This window comes from Microbacterium galbinum (assembly GCF_023101185.1).
Classification (GTDB): Bacteria; Actinomycetota; Actinomycetes; order Actinomycetales; family Microbacteriaceae; genus Microbacterium; species Microbacterium galbinum.
Genome location: NZ_CP078077.1, coordinates 1963749 through 1979114 on the forward strand (window position 1 = coordinate 1963749; position 15366 = coordinate 1979114).

Here is a 15366-nt window from a genome sequence, read left to right on the forward strand (position 1 = left end):
AGACTCACGGCTTGTCGGCAGATCCGTCTGTCGGGAGGGTTGTCCGAGCGGCCGATGGAGCTGGTCTTGAAAACCAGTGGGCAGAGATGTCTCGTGGGTTCGAATCCCACACCCTCCGCTTCCTGAGCCCGGTGCCCCCTCACCGCAGGCAGAACCGAAAGGCACCGTGTGACCGAGAACACCCGACGCCGTCGAACGATCGCGCGCCACGGCCAGTTGCACTCGCCGGGACCCCTCAGCCAGCTGCTGAAGTTCATCGCGATCGGACTCGCGGTGGTGCTGGTGAGCGGTGTGGGCGTCGCGGCGTACGTCGTATACGACCTGCGCAGCACGCAGCTCGCGAACTCCGTCGAACTCGAGGGCCAGTCGGCCGACGCGGTTCCGCCGGACATCAGCGAGTACGAGGGCGGATTCAACTTCGTGCTCGCGGGTGTCGACACCTGCGAAGAGGCGTATGCCGGCTATTTCGGAGACCGCTGCAGCGGCAACGACTCGGAGGGCAACCTCAACGACGTCAACCTGCTCGTGCACGTCTCCGACAACCCCCGCCGCATCACGGTCGTCAGCTTCCCGCGCGACCTCATGATCCCCATCCCCGAGTGCACCGACGACGACGGCAACGTGCACTCCGCGATGAGCAAGCAGCCCCTCAACGTGGCCTACAGCGACGGCGGCCTCAACTGCGTCGCGAAGACGATCTCCGAGCTCACCGGTCAAGAGGTGCAGTTCGCGGCATCCGTCACCTTCGGCGGCGTGATCGAGATCACGAACGCGATCGGCGGCGTCGACGTGTGCCTCGCGAACCCGATCCGCGATCGTTACACGGGCCTCGACCTCACGGCCGGCACCCACACCGTCCAGGGCCTCGAGGCGCTGCAGTTCCTGCGCACCCGTCACGGCGTCGGCGACGGCAGCGACCTGGGCCGTATCGGCAACCAGCAGCAGTACATGTCGAGCCTGGCACGCAAGCTCATCAGCGGCGAGACCCTCGGCAACGTGGGCACCATGCTGAAGCTCGCGAACGTCGGTCTCAGCAATCTCGAGACGAGCACGACGCTGAACGACCCGATGACGATCGTGCAGATCGCCCTCGCGGTCAAGGAGGTCCCGTTCGAGGACATCGTGTTCGTGCAGTACCCGACGGGTACCGACTCGCAGAACGCCAACAAGGTGGTGCCGAACTACACGGCCGCCGGCGAGCTCTTCGACGCGATCGAGGCGAACGCGCAGCTGCAGATCACGCACCAGAACACCAGCAACGACGGTGTGATCGTGCAGGAGCCCACACCCGCCGAGACGACCCCCGAGGAGACGGCCCCCACCGAGGAGACGGCTCCGACCGAGGAGGCTGCTCCGACCGAGCCGGCGACGCCCGACAACGTCGTGGCGCTCCCCGACACCATCAAGGGCAACTCGGCCGCGCAGCAGACCTGCTCGAACGGCAACGTGCGCTGACCGACGGTCAGTCAGGTGTGCGGCGTGTAGCGCACGGGGGCGTGCGTCGCGGCCACGAGGGCACGCAGCTCCTCGAGCGTCGCCGGCGCTGCACCGAGCGCTCGCGCCTGCACGAGCACGTTGCCGAGCGCGGTGGCCTCGACGGGGCCGGCGAGCACCGGGAGCCCGGTGCGGTCGGCGGTCGCCTGGCACAGCAGGGTGTTGAGGGATCCGCCGCCGACGATGTGCACGACGTCGAGGCGGCGCCCGGTGAGAGCGGATGCCGTCGCCACAGCCTCTGCGAACGCCACCGCGATCGACTCGACGATGCCGCGCGCGAATGCGGGTCGGTCGGTCGGAGCCGTCTGCCCGCTCGCGGCGAGCAGGGCGCCGATACGCGCGGGCATGTCACCCGGCGCCGAGAGCGACGGGTCGTTCGCGTCGAAGGTCGGCACGGGGGCGGTGACGGCGGATGCCGCGGCCAGCAGAGCGACCAGGTCGATCGGGGCGCCGTCCTCGGCCTCCCAGGCCCGCACGGTCTCGCTCAGCAGCCACAGGCCCGCCACGTTGTGCAGGAACCGGAAACGCCCGTCGACACCCCGCTCGTGCGTGAAGTTCGCCGCGCGGGCGGCATCCGTCAGCACGGGCTCCGCGAGTTCGACGCCGACGAGTCCCCACGTGCCGCACGAGATGTACGCGGCGGAGGGAGACGTCATCGGCACCGCGGCGACGGCGGAGGCCGTGTCGTGCGAGCCGACGGCGATCACCGGGAGCGCGGCGCCGATCCGGCGGGCGATCTGCGGACGCAGGGTGCCGATGAGCGCGCCGGGGTCGACGAGGGCGGGCAGGAGCGCGGGAGCGATGCCGAGACGGGAGGCGAGGTCGGTGTCCCACTCCCCGTCGTCGACGCGGAGGAGCCCGGTGGTCGAGGCATTGGTGCGCTCGGCCACACGCGCGCCCGTGAGGAGGAAGGCGAGCAGGTCGGGCACGAGCAGCGCGCTCTCGGCCTCGGGGGCGCGGTCGTCGACGCGCAGCTGATAGAGCGTGTTGAACGGCAGGAACTGCAGCCCGTTGCGGCGGTAGAGCTCGTCGAACGCGACGATCTCGTGCACCTCCGCGACGCCGCGAGCGGATCGCTCGTCGCGGTAGTGGAACGGCTCGGCGAGCACTTTCCCGTCCGCGATCAGCCCGTAGTCGACGGCCCAGGAATCGATCCCGATGCTCTCGATCCCGGGCTCGCGGCGGACCGCCTCGGCCAGGCCGTCGAGCACGTTCTCGGAGAGGGCCTCGAAGTCCCAGTGCAGGCCGTCGGCGCGTTCGACGGGACCGTTCGGGAACCGCGAGACGGGCTCGAGGTCGAGCACGCCGTCGCCGATGCGGCCGATCATCACCCGGCCGCTGGTCGCGCCGAGATCGACGGCCGCGACGGCGCGGGTGCTCATCGCAGGAACGCGGCGGCGACGCCGGAGTCGACCGGGATGTGCAGTCCTGTCGTGCGGCTCAGTTCGGGGCCGGTCAGCACGTACACGGCATCCGCCACGTTCTCGGGAACGACCTCGCGCTTGAGGATCGTGCGGTTGGCGTAGAACTGGCCGAGGTCCTCTTCGGCGACCCCGTAGGTGGCGGCGCGGTTGGCGCCCCAGCCCGAGGCGAAGATGCCCGAGCCGCGCACGACGCCGTCGGGGTTGATGCCGTTGACGCGGATGCCGTACTCCCCGAGCTCGACCGCCAACAGCCGCACCTGGTGGGCCTGGTCGGCCTTGGTCGCCGAGTACGCGATGTTGTTCGGACCGGCGAAGACGGAGTTCTTCGACGAGATGTAGATGATGTCGCCGCCGAGCTTCTGGTCGATGAGCACGCGCGCGGCGGCCTTCGACACGAGGAACGAGCCCTTCGCCATGACGTCGTGCTGCAGATCCCAGTCCTTCTCGGTGGTCTCGAGCAGCGGCTTCGAGAGCGAGAGGCCGGCGTTGTTGACGACGAGGTCCACGCCGCCGAAGGCGAGGACGGCGTCGTTCAGCGCCGCCTGGATCGCGTCGGCATCCGCCACGTTCGCCGCAACGCCGATCGCGACGTCGGTGCCTCCGAGCTCCGCCGCCGCGGCCTGCGCCTTCTCGAGGTCGAGGTCGGCGATGACGACGCAGGCACCCTCGGCCGCGAGACGAGTGGCGATGGCCTTGCCGATGCCGGACGCGGCGCCGGTCACGAACGCGATGCGCCCCTGGTGCGACTTCGGCTTCGGCATCCGCTGCAGCTTGGCCTCCTCCAGCGCCCAGTACTCGATGTCGAACTTCTCGGCATCGGAGATGGGGGAGTAGGTCGAGAGCGCCTCGGCCCCGCGCATGACGTTGATCGCGTTGACGTAGAACTCGCCGGCGACGCGGGCGGTCTGCTTGTTCGCGCCGTACGAGAACATGCCCACGCCGGGAACGAGCACGATGAGCGGGTCGGCGCCGCGGATCGCGGGCGACTCGGCGGTCGCATGTGCGTCGTAGTACGCCTGGTAGTCGGCGCGGTATTCGGCGTGCAGCTCGTGCAGGCGTGCGATCTGCTCCTCGACGGATGCCGTCGCCGGCAGGTCGAGGATCAGCGGCTTGACCTTGGTGCGCAGGAAGTGGTCGGGGCAGCTCGTGCCGAGCGCGGCGAGGGCCGGGGCCTTCTCGGAGGCGAGGAAGTCGAGCACCTCCGCGGCATCCGTGAAGTGGCCGACCATCGCGCGGTCGTGCGAGGCGATGCCGCGGATCGTGCCGGCCAGAGCGGCGGCGCGCTCGCGCCGCTCGCCGGCCGGCAATGCCTCGAAGCCCGCGCGGACACCGCCGAACGGGTCGGTCTTCCCGTGCTCGGCGATGTAGGAGGCCGCGGTGTCGATGATCCACAGCGAGTTCATCTCGGCCTCCTCGGACGTGTCGCCCCACGCCGTGATGCCGTGGCCGCCGAGGATGCAGCCGATCGCCTGCGGGTTCGCCTTCTTGATCTCGGCGATGTCGAGTCCGAGCTGGAAGCCGGGGCGGCGCCACGGCACCCACACGACCTTCTCGCCGAAGATCTTCGAGGTCAGGGCCTCGCCGTCGGCGGCGGTCGCGATCGCGATGCCGGAGTCGGGGTGCAGGTGGTCGACATGCGCGGCATCCACGAGTCCGTGCATCGCGGTGTCGATCGAAGGAGCGGCTCCGCCCTTGCCGTGCAGGCAGTAGTCGAACGCGGCGACCATCTCGTCTTCGCGGTCGATGCCGGGGTACACGTCGACCAGCGCGCGCATGCGGTCGAGACGCAGCACGGCCAAGCCCTTCTCGGTGAGGGTGCCCAGGTCGCCGCCCGAGCCCTTCACCCACAGCAGCTCGACGGGCTGCCCGGTCACGGGGTCGATCTCGGTGCCCTTGGCGGAGGTGTTGCCACCGGCGTAGTTGGTGTTCTTCGGGTCGGCGCCCAGGCGGTTGCTGCGCGCGATCAGGTCGGCGGCGGTCGGGTTCGTCATGAGTGGTGTTCCTTGATCGAGGGGTCGAGGGACGGCGCGCTCAGGCGCCCCAGCCGGCCTGCACGCCACCGACTCGTTCTGCGGCGATCTTCTGCTGGTAGCCGGATGCCGCGTAGGCGGCCATCGGGTCGGCGGCGAGGCCGCGCGACTCGCGCCACTCGGCGAGGGCGGGGCGCACGTCGGTGTAGAACGCGTCCATGAAGATCGCGTTCGCGGCGAGCACGTCGCCGGACTTCTGCGCGGCGGTGAGGGCGTCGCGGTCGACGAGCAGCGCGCGGGCCGTCATCTCCTGCACGTTGAGCACCGAGCGGATCTGGCCGGGGATCTTGTCCTCGACGTTGTGGCACTGGTCGAGCATGAACGCGACATCGGGGTTGTTCAGACCGCCGCCGCGCACGACCTCGAAGAGGATGCGGAAGAGCTGGAACGGGTCGGCGGCGCCGACGATCAGGTCGTCATCGGCGTAGAAGCGCGAGTTGAAGTCGAACGACCCGAGCTTGCCGAGGCGCAGCAGCTGCATGACGATGAACTCGATGTTCGTGCCGGGGGCGTGGTGGCCGGTGTCGAGGCAGACGGATGCCTTGTCGCCGAGCGAGACCACCTGCGCGTACGAGGTGCCCCAGTCGGGAACATCGGTGTGATAGAACGCCGGCTCGAAGAACTTGTACTCCAGCACGAGTCGCTGGTCGTCGCCGAGGCGGGCGTAGATCTGCTGGAGCGATTCCTGCAGGCGGTCCTGGCGGCCGCGGAGGTCGGCCTGGCCGGGGTAGTTCGATCCCTCGGCGAGCCAGATCTTGAGGTCGCGGCTGCCGGTGGCATCCATGACGTCGATGCACGCGAGGTGGTGGTCGATCGCCTTCCGGCGGATCGCGGCGTCTTCATGGGTGAGGGCGCCGAACTTGTAGTCGTCGTCCTGGAAGGTGTTGGAGTTGACCGTACCGAGCGTCACGCCGAGATCTTCGGCGTGCTTGCGCAGATCAGAGAACGAGTCGACGAGGTCCCACGGGATGTGCAGCGCCACGCTCGGCGCCAGAGCCGTGTAGGTGTTGACCTGCGCGGCATCCGCGATCTTCTCCCACGGGTCGCGCGGCGTGCCGGGGGTGCCGAACACCTTGAAGCGCGTGCCGGAGTTGCCGAAAGCCCAGCTGGGAAGCTCGATGCCCTGCTTCTCGAGCGCGGCGAGGTGGTCAGGGGTGAGGACGGACATTGTCACTCGCTTTCTGTGGGGATGAATCGTTTCATAAGTTACGGCAGTACAAGAGATCCGTCAACTGCCGACGGCAAGCGAATGGGTATCATCGGGCGATGACCGACGATGTCGAATGGGAGACGAGGCTTCGGGCGCTCCCCTCCACCGAGTGGCCCGATTTCCTCACCGCGCATTCCGGGCTTCCCGGACCCCGCGCGAACCTCGCACTCGTCTCCGCAGTAGCTCGCACAGCCGAACCGGCGGTGATAGCCGAACTCGAGAAGACGGATGACGAGTTCGCGATGATGTGCGTCGCCGCATCCCGCGGTGCTCGATCCGACGACGCCGACGTCCTCCGGCGACAGCGTGGCCACGCCGAGGACCAGCGGTGGCGCGTGCGCGAAGGAGCGGTCATCGGTCTGCAGCTTCTCGGCGATCGGGACATCGCCGCGCTTCTCTCCATCGTGAAGTCCTGGGCGGAAGAGACCGACCCGCTCCTCCAGCGCGCGGCGGTTGCGGCGATCTGCGAGCCGCGGCTGCTGCGCGACCCGCGAACGGTCGGCGATGCTCTCGGCATCTGCGCGACGACCACGGCGCACTTCGTCACCTGGCCGAGCGAGCGCCGTCGTGCTCCGGACGTGCGAGTCCTGCGCCAGACCCTCGGCTACTGCTGGAGCGTCGTCGTGGCGGCGGACCCCGACATAGCCCTGGACGCCTTCCTCGGGCTGGATCCCGACCATCCCGACGTGGGCTGGATCGTCGCGCAGAATCTGCGCAAGAGTCGTCTCTCCCGGATCCTGCGCGACAGAGGTGAGGGGGTGGCTCGGTAGCCTGTGGCCATGGGATTCTCACCGTGGGGCTTGGGTATCTCCCTGGCGGTGCTGGCTCCCACGTTTCTGCTGTGGGTGCTTCCGCCGCGGTCGCCGCTCCCCCGACCGCGAGTTCCCGGCGTGCTCGCCGTGCTGGAGCGCAGCGGCCAAGCGCTGTGTCTGGTCGTGCCGGCCGTCACGCTCCCCGGCGCGATGAGCGTGTGGTGGTCGGTGCCCGGCGGGCTGGCGCTGGTCGCGTACTACGCCCTGTGGGCACGGTACGTCGTCGAGCGCACCCCGGACTCGCTCTATCGGCGAACGTGGGCGCTGCCGGTACCGATGGCCGCGCTCCCCGTGCTGGTCTACCTCGCTGCGAGTGGGCTGCTGAGCAGTCCGTTCATCGCCGCCAGCGCTGTCGTCCTCGCGGCGGGGCACGTGCCGACATCTCTGATCATCGCGAAGGAACTGCGCACGCCACGCGATCGACTCGCGCTCTAGCGAGCCCCGCCCCGCACCGCCTCGAACAGCCCGTCGTCGCCGACCTGCCCGCCCTTGGGGAGCACTTCGACGCCGTCGACCGAGGCATCATCGCTGCGGGTGCGCAGCACCACCACGTTCGCGCCGGGATTCGCGGCGATCGACAGGCTCGCGATGCCGAGCGAGCGCACGACGCGGCTCGACGTGTCGCCGCCGCAGACGATCAGGCGGCGGGTCGCCCCGGCGCCGAGAGCCCCGCGGATGACGGACGTCGCCGCATCGGCGATCGCCGCCAGCACATCGGGATGACCGGCGAACGCCGGGGCATCCTCCGACGAGAGGGCGACGCTGCGGCCCGCCCGCAACAGCGCGACGACCTCGGCCTGTGCATCGGCATCCGGGGAGAGCGGGCGCACTGCCCAGCCGGCCGCCTGCGCCGCGGCGACCTGGCGCCGGGTCTGCGGCGAGCGGCTGCCCGACACGGCCAGCACCGGCCCGCCGGCGGTGCGCTCGTCGTCGAGGGCGGATGCCGGACGCCCGAGCGCGAGCGCCCTGCTGAGTCCGCCCGATCCGATCGCGAAGAGCGGATGCCGTTCAGCGCTCAGCTCTTCCAACGCCGTGCCGATCAGCGCGAGATGCGCGTCGTCGAGGGCGTCGAGCACGAGAGCGGCCGTGGGGGAGCCGTCGATCTCTGCGGCGAGCGACGTCGCCGTCGAGTACCGGGTGAACGGCACACCGTCGACCGGCAGCGGGGTCTGCCGCGAGAGGTGCGCCGCGAGGTCGGAGTCGTCCATCGGCGTCGACGGATGCTGAGACATGGTCGGTTGACGGTCGAGCCGGTGCACGGTGCCGCCCTCGGCCGCGAAGTGGTGGCCGAAGACCGTGTAGCGGCCGAAGTCGGGCTGGGCGAAGAGCACCGGAACGGTTCGTGAACCGAAGACCTCGCGGCCGATCTCGATCACCCGGCCGAGGCTCCCGACGGTCGGCGAGGAGTCGGCCGTCGAGCACGCCTTGTACTGAACGATGCGGGGCGACAGATCGCGCAGGGCCGTGAGAGCGGGGCGTACCTCGGCGTCGAGCGCATCCGGTGAGAGCGAGCGGGCGATGCCGGCGATCCCGACCACCTCGTGGGAGCCGGCGGCATCCGCGAGAGCCGCGGCCGAGGGCGTGCCGATGAACAGGCATCCGCGCACCCCGTGCCGGGCGAACTGCAACAGCACGTCGACGCTGCCGGTGACGTCATCGCCGTAGTAGCCCACGGCCGGTGCGACGGGCGGCGAATCAGTCACGGACCGCCCCGAAACGCTCGGTCGCCCGACGCAGTTCGGGCGATGCCGCCAGCGCCTGCGCGGTCGTCTCACCGCGCTCGGCCGAGGCCCACGCGGCGCGCATGCTCTCGACGCCGGCCGCGGCGCCGTCGGGATGACCGTGGATGCCGCCGCCCGCGAGCACGAGCAGGTCCGACGACCCGACCGCGCGCCGGGTCGCATGGGCGAGCCCTCCCCACTGGCCCGACGACAGCACCGGCACCGTGTCGCCCACCCCGTCGAGCGGCGTGCGCACATCGGCGATCGACGCGAGCACCTCGTCGTCGGACTCGTAGAACTTGTTCGAGATACCGTTGGTGTGCAGATGGTCGGCGCCGCTGAGCCGCGCGAGCTTCTGCCAGGCTCGGAACGAGAAGCCGACCTGCGGGGAGCGGCTGATCGCGCCGAACATCGCGCGGTGGCCGTGGATCGGCACCTGCGTGAAGCGCCGCACGTGCGCGAGGCCAGCGAGGCCCACCATGTTGATGCACACCATGACGCAGGTGCCCCCGGCGGCGACCACGAGGTCGTGGTTCTGCTCGAGCAGATGGATGTCGTCGGTGATGTTGAACGCGTACATGGGCATGCGCCCGGTGCGGTCGGCGTAGCGCTTCAGCACCGGCATCACGGCGGCCACCCGCTCGGCGAGTGGCGCGGTGGGGCTGTTGCCCTGCAGCTCGTCGTCCTTGATGAAGTCCACGCCCGCCTCGGCCAGCTCTCCCACCACCTCGGCGAGGTCCGACGGCGAGAGACCGATGCTCGGCTTCACGATCGTGCCGATCAGCGCGCCGTCCGGGCGTCCCATCCGCTCGCGCGTGCCGGCGAGTCCGAAGCGAGGGCCGCCGTAGCGCTCGCCGAAGGCCGCGGGGAGGTCGAGGTCGACCAGCTTGACGGCCGCGAGCTCCTTGATCTCGAACAGGTTGCCGGCGACGGCCGCCTGCAGATTCGGGATCGACGGTCCGAAGTTGTCGAGCGGAAAGCGCAGACGCATCCGTGCGCGCCGCCGCTGCGCCGGGTCACCGACGGTGCCGGGCAGGGCGCTGTCGCCGGTGAGGGGCAGCTCCTCGAGGTCGACGACCTGCGCCGCGAAGCGGGCGCGCAGATCGTCGGATTCGCGCTCGACCCTCACGAAGGTGCCGGTCGACTGCTCGCCGGCGAGGGTCTCGGCGGCCTGCTGCAGCGGCAGCGAGGTCTCGATGACGTATGTCGCGGTGACGTGGGCCGCGGTCATGTGGTCGCTCATCGGGTCACCAGACGATCGGGAGCCAGACCGACATCTCGCCCGGGCCGCGATTGCCCCACGCGAAGTACGGCACGAGCCGGGTCGGGATCTCGACGAGCGGCGCCGCGTCGATGTCGGCGTAGAGGGCGTCGTCGGAGGTGCCGGGAATGGCCTGGAGCGTCGTGGTCACGGCGAGAAGGCGTTGCCCGTCGATCTCGATCCGTTCGGTGCCGAACGTCGCACCGCGGCGCAGCGCCGCCTGTTCGAGCAGAACGTCATCGGGGAGGTCGGCCTCCTCGACGCAGTAGACGACCGGACCGCGCTGCACGGCGACCTGGTTCGCGGCCTCCTCGGCGAGGCGGTGGGCGCGCAGCACCCGCACCGGCATCGGCAGATCGAGCACGATCTCGTCGCCGACCGCGAGGGGCCGATCGATCCGCGTGTAGGTTCCGGGGGTGCTCGCCGCGACGGATTCGCCCGCGACCGTGAGCGCGGCATCCGACGACCATCCGGGGATGCGCAGGTGCACGGGCAGTCCGCCCGCTTCGACCGCGGTGACGGTGAAGACGATCCGTCCATCCCATGGGTAGTCGCTGTGTTCGGTGAGCGCGAGCATCCGCCCGTCGCCGAGTACGGCGCGCAGTTCGCTGCCGCCGTACTGGTGCACGTGCAGACCGGCGTCCGAGACGGACGCCGCACGCTCGTGCCACCGCGAGAGTGTCCTGGTCGTGTTCGGCGGACAGCAGAAGCAGCTGAGGTACCGCTCGCGCAGACGCTCGTCGGACTTCGGCGGGGCGGGCACCGGGTGCAGGCCCGTGTCGCCCGCACGACGCAGCTCGAAGGGCAGCTCGCGCACCTGACGCAGCGGGTTCGTATAGAAGTACGAGGTGCCGTCGAGGCTGATCCCGGCGAGCAGCGCGTTGAACGCGATCTGCTCGATCACATCGGCGAATCGCGCTTCGCCGGTGAGCGCCAGCATCCGCTCTGCCCAGAGGATCATGCCGATGTTCGCGCACGACTCGGCGTGCGCGGTGGTGTGGGGCAGCTGATACGCGCGGCCGTAGGCCTGGTGCACGCGGCTGATCTGCTCCTGCCAGGGATGCCCGTCGGGCGAGGCGCCGTCGTAGAGCGCGCCGCAACCTCCGGTGATGTAGAGCTTGGTGTCGATCACGTCGTCCCAGAGGCGCGTGAGCACCTCGACGATGTCGGCATCGCCGGTCTCGAGGGCGAGGTCGGCGAGCCCGGCGTAGAGGTAGTTCGCCCGCACGGCGTGCCCGGCGACCACGTACTGCTCGCGCACGGGGAGGCGATCCTGGTTGTCATCGCCACCCTGGAAGTCGTCGCGCACGCGCAGGAACGACTGGGCGAGCCCGAGCCAGCGGCGGTCGTCGGTCGCGCGGTACAGCTCGATCACGGCCATGTAGTGCGAGGGGCAGATCGCGCTGCGGGCGAGCTCGACCGGCTTGTTCTCGGCGAGATCCTCGAGGTACCCGGCGGCGCGCACGGCGACGTCGAGCAGCAGCGGCGATCCGGTGACCTCGTGATGCCGCACGCACATCGTGATGAGGTGGCCGAGGTTGTAGGTCTCGAAGTGGAACCGGTCGGCGAGGTCTGTGGCCGCCACCGGCCCGAGCGCCGCGATCAGCGTGGGCGTGTGCAGGTACCCGTCGGCGCGCTGCACCGAGGCGATGAGTCGCGCCAGTTCGTCGATCGTCTCGGCGAGGGCCGGATCGGAGCGCACCTCGAGCTGGGCGATCGCGGCTTCCATCCACTTGTAGAAGTCGCCGTCCATGAAGGGCGGTCCGACGTGCTCGCCCTGCTCGAGGCCGGCGGCGATGCGGAAGTTGCGCAACCCCGCGCTCACGGCGGGATCGCGGAGCGAGTCCCACATCGACGGAACGGTGACGTCGCGGGTGCGCTCCTGCACGGCGCCCCAGAAACCGCTCGCCCAGCGAGCGTGGTCGGTGCCGAGCGGAGTCAGCGTGCGCGGTCGTGTGCCGGTGGTCATCGGGCGTCCTCCGGGGTCGCGGTGCGGGTATCGGGATCGTCGTTCGCGAGCAGCTCGGCGAGTCGTGCGACCCCCGGCGCGATGCTGGTGAGCACCGGCACGGCGACCCGTGCGCTCTCGGCCGCCGAGGCCATCGAGGCCTGGGCGAGCACGACGACGTCGGCGTGGGCGGCCAGTCGTTCGATCGCGGCGGCGACGAGTGCGTCGTGCTGCGGGCGATCCCCTCCCGAGACCGCGGCGAACGCTCCGTCGACGACCTCGTCGAGGATCGTCGGCTCGACGCCGGCGATCGCGGCGCGCTCGCGCAGCAGCGCGACGGTCGGGGCGAGGGTGGTCGGGAGGGTGGCGATCACGGCGATGCGTTCGCCGGTGGCGACGGCCCGATCGGCCATCGCCTCGTCGATGCGCAGCACGGGGATGCCGGCACGCTCGGCGGTGGGAGCCGCGTAGCCCGAGATCGACGAGCACGTGAGCATGACGACGTCGGCTCCGGCATCGCGCGCGGCGCCGGCGAGGTGCGCGAGACGGTCGGCGACGGATGCCGCGCGCTCCGCGTCGCCCAGATCGGCGACGATCCGGTCGTCGAGGTAGTTCACGAACGTCGCGTCGGGCAGGGCCGCGCGGGCGGCGTCGACGACCGGGGCGATCACGACGGCCCCGGTGTGCAGGAAGGCGACGCGGGTCATGCGGTCACCTCCGCGGCGGAGTAGGTGGCGTCGGCATCCGCTCCGTCGACCGTGACGGAACGCGTGTGCGTGCCGTGCCCGACCTCTTCCTCGGGCTGCCCCGGGAGGGCGAGCACGCCGGTGGTGCCGACGGGCAGCTCGGCGGTGACGTGGAGCACGCCCGCGTCGATCCGCCACGAGACCGCGGCCTCGCCGAACGGGGTGCGATGCCGGGCCGCTGCCGAGGTGAGCCCACCGCCGGGGCGCGGGGCGACGCGGATCCGTCGGTAACCCGGCGCATCGGCGGCGAGGCCGGCGACGACGCGGTGCATCCAGTCGACCACGGCGCCGAGCGCGTAGTGGTTGAACGAGGTCATCGACCCGGGGTTCACCGAGCCGTCGGGGCGCATCGAGTCCCAGCGTTCCCAGACCGTCGTCGCGCCCATGCCCACCTGGTACAGCCACGACGGGCACTCCTTCTCGAGGAGAAGGTCGTAGGCGGCGTCGAGCTGACCGTTCGCGCTGAGGGCATCGGTCACGAGCGGCGTGCCCACGAACCCGGTGCCGATGCGGTTGCCCCCGGCCCGCACGAGAGCGGCGAGCCGGGCGGCGGCGGGGGCGCGCAGCTCGTCGGGGAGCAGGTCGAACTCGAGGGCGAGAGCGTAGGCGGTCTGCGCGTCGGAGGTCATCCGCCCGTCGTCGCCCACGTAGGCGCCGATGAACGCCGCCTTCGCCTCGGCGGCGAGGGCGGTGTAGTGCGCGGCATCCGTCGTCTCGCCCAGCGTCGCGGCCATGTCGGCGACCAGCCGTGCCGAGTACGCGAAGTAGCCCGAGGCGACGAGGTAGCGATCGGTGAGGGCGTCGGCCGGGTCGTGCGGGGGAGCAGCAGGGTCGAGCCAGTCGCCGAGCTGGAACCCCGTGTCCCACAGCCGCGAGGGACCCGCGATCTCGGCCTGCAGATCGACCCACGCGCGGGCGCTGTCGAACTGCGCGCGCAGCACGCCCTCATCGCCGAAGCGGCGGTGCAGGGTCCACGGCACGATCGTCGCGGCATCGCCCCAGGCGGCACCCGGGCGCTGCGGGGTCCACATGGTGTCGGCCGGGATGACGGGCACGTACCAGGGCACGGTGCCGTCGGGCAGTTGCTCGGCCTCCAGGTCGCGCAGCCAGCCGGCGAGCATGCCGGAGGAGTCGTACAGGAAGGATGCTGCCGGCGCGAACACCTGGATGTCGCCGGTCCATCCCAGGCGCTCGTCGCGCTGCGGGCAATCGGAGGGGATGTCGACGAAGTTTCCGCGCATGCCCCAGACGACGTTCTCGTGCAGGCGGTCGAGCTGGGGGTTCGAGGATTCGAACCAGCCCGTGCGCTCCATGTCGGTGTGCAGCACGCGGGCGACGAGAGCGCCGGCCGCGGCATCCGCATCGATGTCGCCGGGCCAGCCGTCGACCTCCACGTAGCGGAAGCCGTGATAGGTGAAGCGCGGTTCCCACTCCTCGCCCTCGGGGCGCCCGGCGAACGTGTAGACGTCGGTCGAGACCGCGTCGCGCAGCGGGCGCGTGTAGAGCTCGTCGTCCTGCAGCACCTCGGCGGTGCGCAGCGTCACGGTCGTGCCCGCGGCGGCCGTGGCGCGCAGGCGCACGACGCCGACGAGGTTCTGCCCGAAGTCGAGCACGCGCTTGCCGGCCGGGGTGCGCAGCACGGTGACCGGGTGCACCTCCTCGGTCACGCGCACGGGCGGGCCGGTCGGCGCCACGAGCGTCGCGGGGTCGCGGCGGCGCAGCTGCACGCGCTGCCAGTCGCCGTCGTCGTACCCCGCGCGGCTCCACCCCGGCAGCTCCTCGCGGGCGTCGTAGGTCTCGCCGTCGTAGATTCCCGAGTGCAGGATCGGGCTCGGCGCCGACCGCCACCGGGTGTCGGTCGCGACGGTCTCGGTCGTGCCGTCGGCGTAGGTGAGCTCGAGCTGACCGATGAAGGAGAGATCGTCGCCGAAGACGTTGCGGAAGCCGCCGCGCCAGCCGAGACGCCCGCGGTACCAGCCGTCGCCGAGCCACGCGCCGATCGCGTTGTCGCCCTCGGCGAGCAGGTCTGTCACGTCGTAGGTGTAGTAGCGCAGGCGCTCGCGGTAGACGGTCCAGCCGGGGGAGAGCACGTCGGTGCCGACACGCTCGCCGTTGATCTCGGCCTGGTAGAGGCCGTGGGCCGACGCATAGAGGCGGGCGCGCACGAGGTCGGGGCGCACGGTGAAGTCGCGGCGGACGAGCGCGGGCCGGCGGTCGTCGCGCATCGGGTTCTCGTTCCAGATCGCGCCGATGGGGCCCGCGGTCCAGTCCTCGGGGTGCAGCAGTCCGGTCTCGACCGTGGCCCAGGGGCTCGGGTCGCTCCATTCGCCGTCGGTGCCGCGCACCCGCACGCGGACGGATGCCCGGGCGCGCGAGTCGAGTGCCCGACCCGGCCACGGCACGAGCACCTGCGCGTCGGAGTCGATCTCGAAGGTGTCGACGGCGCCATCGGTGTCGATCTCGATGCGGGAGGCGGCCTGCGTCCATCCGGTGGGAGCGGTGTCGATCACCCACGACAGGCGCGGGCGTGACTCGCCGATGCCCAGGGGCTCGCGGTGGTGCTCGAAGCGAACGGCGGATACGGTGGCCGGCATTGGACACTCCCAAGATTTCGAAACGTTTCAGAGACCCAGACAAGGCGCTGTCGTGGCGAATCGCGTTAGAATTGTGACGTTTCAATACTAGGGCATGAAGGTCGGCGAGGTCGATCACCTGCCAGA

At 70.7% G+C, this 15366-nt stretch carries 11 protein-coding genes and 1 tRNA gene; 4 read left to right on the forward strand and 8 right to left on the reverse strand.

All coding sequences use genetic code 11. From position 1 onward, the window contains the following. Nucleotides 1-33 precede the first annotated feature (33 nt). Nucleotides 34-118, forward strand: a tRNA-Ser gene (locus tag KV396_RS09580). 50 nt (nt 119-168) lie between these two features. Next, nucleotides 169-1455 (forward strand): LCP family protein, encoded by a 1287-nt coding sequence (locus KV396_RS09585; RefSeq protein ID WP_247632921.1) that lies wholly within the window; start codon nt 169-171, stop codon nt 1453-1455. An 11-nt stretch (nt 1456-1466) separates the two neighbouring features. On the opposite strand, the gene KV396_RS09590 is transcribed toward KV396_RS09585, so the two are convergent. The 3 genes from KV396_RS09590 to rhaI are packed head-to-tail and all read right to left on the reverse strand — an operon-like array spanning nt 1467 to nt 6116. After that, nucleotides 1467-2876 (reverse strand): rhamnulokinase, encoded by a 1410-nt coding sequence (locus KV396_RS09590; RefSeq protein WP_247955564.1) that lies wholly within the window; start codon nt 2874-2876, stop codon nt 1467-1469. After that, a complete protein-coding gene (locus KV396_RS09595; protein ID WP_247955565.1) occupies nt 2873-4909 on the reverse strand; it encodes a bifunctional aldolase/short-chain dehydrogenase in 2037 nt (678 codons plus the stop codon). Before KV396_RS09595 ends, KV396_RS09590 begins: the two co-directional genes overlap by 4 nt. A gap of 40 nt (nt 4910-4949) precedes the next feature. Then, nucleotides 4950-6116 carry an L-rhamnose isomerase gene (rhaI, locus tag KV396_RS09600; protein WP_247624729.1) on the reverse strand — a complete coding sequence of 389 codons (1167 nt, stop codon included), beginning with the start codon at nt 6114-6116 and terminating at the stop codon, nt 4950-4952. 98 nt (nt 6117-6214) lie between these two features. Between rhaI and KV396_RS09605 the strand changes: the two genes are divergently transcribed. Further along, nucleotides 6215-6928 carry a HEAT repeat domain-containing protein gene (locus KV396_RS09605; RefSeq protein ID WP_247955566.1) on the forward strand — a complete coding sequence of 238 codons (714 nt, stop codon included), beginning with the start codon at nt 6215-6217 and terminating at the stop codon, nt 6926-6928. Between the two features lie 9 nt (nt 6929-6937). Beyond that, the gene (locus tag KV396_RS09610) at nt 6938-7405 is read left to right on the forward strand and encodes a hypothetical protein (protein WP_247955567.1); all 468 of its coding nucleotides are present in this window, start codon (nt 6938-6940) and stop codon (nt 7403-7405) included. Here KV396_RS09610 and KV396_RS09615 read toward each other — a convergent pair. From KV396_RS09615 to KV396_RS09635, 5 genes are read right to left on the reverse strand one after another with little or no spacing between them, the layout of a single operon-like run. Beyond that, nucleotides 7402-8673 carry a four-carbon acid sugar kinase family protein gene (locus tag KV396_RS09615; protein ID WP_247955568.1) on the reverse strand — a complete coding sequence of 424 codons (1272 nt, stop codon included), beginning with the start codon at nt 8671-8673 and terminating at the stop codon, nt 7402-7404. The two genes, KV396_RS09610 and KV396_RS09615, sit on opposite strands and share 4 nt — an antisense overlap. Then, entirely contained in the window at nt 8666-9934 is a 1269-nt protein-coding gene (locus tag KV396_RS09620) for a RuBisCO large subunit C-terminal-like domain-containing protein (protein WP_247955569.1), read from the reverse strand. The genes KV396_RS09615 and KV396_RS09620 overlap by 8 nt, the downstream gene beginning before the upstream one ends. A gap of 4 nt (nt 9935-9938) precedes the next feature. Then, complete coding sequence (locus tag KV396_RS09625) at nt 9939-11921, reverse strand: glycoside hydrolase family 127 protein (RefSeq protein WP_247955570.1); 1983 nt, start codon at nt 11919-11921, stop codon at nt 9939-9941. Continuing rightward, entirely contained in the window at nt 11918-12607 is a 690-nt protein-coding gene (locus KV396_RS09630; protein WP_247955571.1) for an aspartate/glutamate racemase family protein, read from the reverse strand. Before KV396_RS09630 ends, KV396_RS09625 begins: the two co-directional genes overlap by 4 nt. Beyond that, nucleotides 12604-15240: an alpha-L-rhamnosidase gene (locus KV396_RS09635; RefSeq protein WP_247955572.1), complete on the reverse strand. Its 2637-nt coding sequence runs from the start codon at nt 15238-15240 to the stop codon at nt 12604-12606. The genes KV396_RS09630 and KV396_RS09635 overlap by 4 nt, the downstream gene beginning before the upstream one ends. Nucleotides 15241-15366 lie beyond the last annotated feature (126 nt).

Coding starts and splice junctions, on each gene's coding strand:
- KV396_RS09635 (WP_247955572.1), bottom strand. CDS start 15,240: ATGCCGGCCACCGTATCCGCCGTTCGCTTCGAGCACCACCGCGAGCCC.
- KV396_RS09625 (WP_247955570.1), bottom strand. CDS start 11,921: ATGACCACCGGCACACGACCGCGCACGCTGACTCCGCTCGGCACCGAC.
- KV396_RS09620 (WP_247955569.1), bottom strand. CDS start 9,934: ATGAGCGACCACATGACCGCGGCCCACGTCACCGCGACATACGTCATC.
- KV396_RS09630 (WP_247955571.1), bottom strand. CDS start 12,607: ATGACCCGCGTCGCCTTCCTGCACACCGGGGCCGTCGTGATCGCCCCG.
- KV396_RS09590 (WP_247955564.1), bottom strand. CDS start 2,876: ATGAGCACCCGCGCCGTCGCGGCCGTCGATCTCGGCGCGACCAGCGGC.
- KV396_RS09595 (WP_247955565.1), bottom strand. CDS start 4,909: ATGACGAACCCGACCGCCGCCGACCTGATCGCGCGCAGCAACCGCCTG.
- KV396_RS09605 (WP_247955566.1), top strand. CDS start 6,215: ATGACCGACGATGTCGAATGGGAGACGAGGCTTCGGGCGCTCCCCTCC.
- rhaI (WP_247624729.1), bottom strand. CDS start 6,116: ATGTCCGTCCTCACCCCTGACCACCTCGCCGCGCTCGAGAAGCAGGGC.
- KV396_RS09610 (WP_247955567.1), top strand. CDS start 6,938: ATGGGATTCTCACCGTGGGGCTTGGGTATCTCCCTGGCGGTGCTGGCT.